Source organism: Cedecea sp., assembly GCF_036500665.1.
Taxonomy (GTDB): Bacteria; Pseudomonadota; Gammaproteobacteria; order Enterobacterales; family Enterobacteriaceae; genus Cedecea.
This window is the reverse complement of the sequence record NZ_DASYBS010000183.1, coordinates 1-3612: the sequence shown is the minus strand read 5'-3', so window position 1 is coordinate 3612 and position 3612 is coordinate 1. Positions and strand designations below refer to the sequence as shown.

The 3612-nt window shown below is 55.6% G+C and carries 4 protein-coding genes and 1 pseudogene; 2 read left to right on the top strand and 3 right to left on the bottom strand.

Annotated elements, in window-relative coordinates; genetic code table 11:
* Window positions 1–184 (top strand): annotated as a pseudogene (locus tag VGM55_RS27060) (low-specificity L-threonine aldolase); the annotation flags it as partial.
* A gap of 40 nt (window positions 185–224) precedes the next feature.
* Here the strand turns inward: VGM55_RS27060 and VGM55_RS27055 are convergent.
* Together VGM55_RS27055 and VGM55_RS27050 are read right to left on the bottom strand one after the other, a co-directional pair.
* Entirely contained in the window at window positions 225–917 is a 693-nt protein-coding gene (locus tag VGM55_RS27055) for an N-acetylmannosamine-6-phosphate 2-epimerase (protein ID WP_331637300.1), read from the bottom strand.
* Window positions 914–2470 (bottom strand): PTS transporter subunit EIIC, encoded by a 1557-nt coding sequence (locus VGM55_RS27050; RefSeq protein WP_261441619.1) that lies wholly within the window; start codon window positions 2468–2470, stop codon window positions 914–916. The genes VGM55_RS27055 and VGM55_RS27050 overlap by 4 nt, the downstream gene beginning before the upstream one ends.
* 167 nt (window positions 2471–2637) lie before the next feature.
* Between VGM55_RS27050 and VGM55_RS27045 the strand changes: the two genes are divergently transcribed.
* Window positions 2638–3465, top strand: coding sequence for a MurR/RpiR family transcriptional regulator (locus VGM55_RS27045; RefSeq protein ID WP_262189045.1), 828 nt, complete (start codon window positions 2638–2640; stop codon window positions 3463–3465).
* Between the two features lies 1 nt (window position 3466).
* Here the strand turns inward: VGM55_RS27045 and VGM55_RS27040 are convergent.
* Window positions 3467–3612: DUF1294 domain-containing protein (locus VGM55_RS27040; protein ID WP_331637301.1), on the bottom strand; the 146-nt coding region annotated here is incomplete at its 5' end.

Below are 3612 nucleotides of genomic sequence, written 5' to 3'. Positions count from 1 at the left end.
CAACGTGTTGTACCTACGTCAAACGCCTGAACTGGCAGCTAAGCTGGGCCCCTGGATGCGTGAACATGGCGTATTGATCAGTAGCGGGCCGCTGACGCGCATTTTGACGCACCTTGACGTCAGCCGTCAGGATTTGCAACGTGTAGTCGACTTGTGGCAGCAATTTCTCCGGCAGCACGCCTGAGTACCGAATCTCCCTGACATCACCGTCAGGGAGATTCAAATCAGTAGCCGAGAGCGGCTACGAAGCGACGGGTGATCTGCTGCGGACGAGTAATGGCCCCGCCCACCACCACCGCATGAGCGCCCAGAGCCAGACAGCGTGCGGCCATGGCCGGAGTTTCGACATTGCCCTCGGCAATGACCGGTACGCTAACCGCTGCCAATACCTCTTTCAGAAAACGAAAATCGTCCTGCGCCAGCTGTCTTCCCAGGGTTTCGTCAGTATAGCCATGCAAGGTTGTCCCCACGCAGTCGAAGCCCAGTTGGCAGGCATGGATGGCCTCTTCCAGCGTGGCGATGTCAGCCATCAGCAGCAAGTCAGGATATCTGGCCCGCACGGCAGCAACCAGATCCGCCAAGGCCAGGCTGCCTGGCCGCTGATGCAAGGTCGCATCCAGGGCGATCATCTGCGGTCCCACAGTCATCAGCTCATCAATTTCTTGCAGAGTGGGGGTGATATATACCTGGCTGCCGGCATAGTCACGCTTGATGATGCCAATCACCGGCAACGACACCGCCTGCATGATGGCTTTGACATCCTCCACGCTGTTGGCCCGGATCGCCGCCGCCCCTCCCTGCTGTGCAGCAACCGCCATACGCGACATGATAAAATCACTGTGCAGCGGTTCATCATCCAGTGCCTGGCAGGAAACCACCAATCGTCCCTTGATTTGCTGCAAAATAGAAAGCGTCATAAATCCAATAACTCCTCGACTTCATTTTTAATGATGGTGACGTGCGGCCCGTAAATGACCTGTACCCCATTGCCACGAATGATCACCGCCCGCGCGCCGCTGGCTTTCAGCCCTGCCTCATCCAGCAACTGACTCTGTTTCACCGTAATGCGTAAACGGGTGGCGCAGCAGTCCAACTCGACAACGTTGTCTTTGCCTCCCAGCGACGCCAGCACCTGCTGCGATCGCGCGGTTCCTTCCAAAGCAACGCCTGTCGGCAGCTCTTCGCCGCGCCCCGGCGTTTTGAAATTGAAACGAACAATCAGGAAGCGGAAGGTGAAGTAGTACAAGAAAAACCAGGGAACGCCGACCAGCGGTACATACATCCAGTGGGTTTTGGCCTCCCCCTGCAATACGCCAAATAACATGAAATCAATAAACCCGCCGGAGAACGTCTGCCCAATAGTGATATGCAGAATATGGGCAAGCATGAACGCCAGACCATCAAACAGGGCATGGACCAGGTACAGCACCGGGGCAACAAACAGAAACGAGAACTCAATCGGCTCGGTAATGCCGGTGAGGAACGAAGTCAACGCCGCCGACAGCAACAAACCGCCGACACGTTTGCGGTTCTCCGGACTGGCGGTCTGATACATCGCCAGACAAGCGCCGACCAGGCCGAACATCATGGTGATAAAACGACCAGACATAAAACGCGCAGTACCGATGTAAAACTGCTGGGTATGCGGATCGGCAAGCTGAGCGAAGAAAATGCGCTGTGTTCCCTCAACCAGTTGGCCGTTAATCACTTCACTGCCACCCAGCGCCGTGGTCCAGAACGGCAGATAAAAAATATGGTGCAGGCCAAATGGCCCCAGCATGCGCAGCACAAAACCGTAGATAAAGGTGCCCAGATAACCGCTGGCGTCTACCAGTCCACCCAGGCCAAAGATCACCTGCTGGAAATGAGGCCAAATCACGGTCATCAAGGCTCCCACCCCCATGGCGGCCAGAGAACAGATAATAGGGACAAAACGCGACCCGCCGAAAAACCCCAGGAACTGTGGCAACGAAATTTTGTTGTAACGATCGTGCAGATAACCGGTCACCAGGCCAATGATCACCCCGCCGAATACCCCGGTCTCCAGCGTTTGGATCCCCATAATGACGCCTTGCCCCACTGCGCCGGGATTTTCAGTGGCCAGGGAACCGTTGATCTTCAGCAAGGCATTGATGGTGGCGTTCATCACCAGGTAGGCAATCAGCGATGCCAGGCCTGCGGTCCCCTTGTCACCTTTGGCCAGCCCCACCGCCACACCCACGGCGAACAACACCGCCAGATTGGCAAATACGATAGAACCGGCGCTGGCCATCACGGTAAATACCCCTTGCAGCCACCCGACGTTGAGGAAAGGGTAAGCCTCCAGAGTATTGGGATTGGACAACGCCCCGCCGATCCCCAGTAGCAAGCCGGCGGCAGGCAACACGGCGATCGGTAACATAAACGACTTTCCGAACCGCTGGGCTTTTTCAAACCAGCTGCCAGACCTTGATTCCCCTGCTGTTGACATAAATTTTCCTCATTATCATTTTTTATGATGAAAATTTTTACCACAAATAAAAAATAATGTTGAAAATTTTATTCATAACGATGATCGGCTTCACAATACGTCGATTTTGCTGGCGGGCGGCGGCGACTTTCCGCCACAATAGAAAGAGAAACAATCAGAAAGGTAACGTGATGAATACTGGAAATTTATTATTGCGGCTGCGGCAAGAACTGGCGAGCTATAGCCCCACGTTGCAAAAACTCGGCAGCTTTGTGCTCGAGGAGCCGTCCAGGGCCGTCTACTTTACCATCACCGAACTGGCCCGCGAGAGCGGCACCAGTGAAGCCAGCGTAACCCGGCTCTGTCGCCATCTGGGCTGTAAAGGCTATACCGAGTTTAAAATGGCGCTGGCGCTGAGCCTGCAAAAAAACCAGCCAGAGGCGACGACTCGCCAAAGCACCACGGAAAACCTGGTGGAGGAAAGCGTACAGGCATTGCGGGATACCGGCGCGTTATTGGATCATCAGGCCCTGAGGCAGGCAGCAGAAAATCTGCATCAAAGCACCTCGGTACAGATTTATGGCGTCGCCGCCAGTGCGATTATCGGGGACTTCCTGCACTACAAACTGTTGCGCGTGGGCAAACCGGCGCTGCTGTTCAGTGATATGCACCGGGCGGCGATGAACGCCGCTTCGCTGGGCAAACAAGACCTGCTGATCGTCATCTCCAGTTCAGGTTCAACCAAAGACGTACTGCATGCAGTTACCCTGGCCAAACAACGCGGGGCGCGAGTCATCGCCGTCAGTAACACCCAGCGCAGCCCGCTGGCCAAACTGGCGGATATATTGCTGGTGGCAGCCAAGCCGGAAGGCCCGCTGAACGCCGGCGCACTGCCAGCCAAGGTAGGTGCGATGTTGTTGGTGGAGCTTATGGTGGCCGAATTGGCCAGGTTTGACCCGGCTTACGGCCTGGCGGTGCAGGAAACGGCGAGTGCTACTCTGCCGTTACTGCTGTGAATCAGAGTATCCAACGGCCATAGACCCAATACCAAATTGCCAAGGTCGCCACGACATTCAGTATCACGCTGACGATAAACCAGCTTTTAAACGGCTGTTTCTGGGTTTTGTGGCGAAACAATTGCTGGCCAGCTATCGCCCCAACCC

Bases quoted from the DNA above. Each gene is read 5' to 3' on its own strand.
- VGM55_RS27055 (WP_331637300.1), bottom strand. From the start codon at position 917: ATGACGCTTTCTATTTTGCAGCAAATCAAGGGACGATTGGTGGTTTCC.
- VGM55_RS27050 (WP_261441619.1), bottom strand. From the start codon at position 2,470: ATGTCAACAGCAGGGGAATCAAGGTCTGGCAGCTGGTTTGAAAAAGCC.